1 protein-coding gene is annotated in these 335 nt (G+C 60.0%); it reads left to right on the forward strand.

Annotation, left to right across the window (positions count from 1 at the left end):
- On the forward strand, positions 1-335 hold a 335-nt coding region (locus ACCD00_RS30810; RefSeq protein ID WP_413428943.1), incomplete at both ends, for a carbon starvation CstA family protein.

The following is a 335-nucleotide window of genomic DNA, read 5'->3' on the forward strand; positions in this document are numbered from 1 at the left end:
CCGCTGTTCGGTATCTCCAACCAGATGCTGGCCGGTATCGCGCTGATGCTCGGCACCGTGGTGCTGATCAAGATGAAACGCCAACGCTACATCTGGGTGACCTTGCTGCCGGCGGCATGGCTGCTGATCTGCACCACCACCGCCGGCTTCATCAAGCTGTTCGATGCCAACCCGGCGATCGGCTTCCTCGCCCTGGCGAAAAAATACAGCGATGCCCTGGCCAATGGTCAGATCCTCGCCCCGGCCAAGGACATCACGCAGATGCAGCACGTGATCTTCAACGCCTACACCAACGCAACGCTGACCGCGCTGTTCCTGTTCGTGGTGTTCAGCAT

Source organism: Pseudomonas sp. Pseusp3, from assembly GCF_047304225.1.
Taxonomy (GTDB): Bacteria; Pseudomonadota; Gammaproteobacteria; order Pseudomonadales; family Pseudomonadaceae; genus Aquipseudomonas; species Aquipseudomonas fluorescens_CD.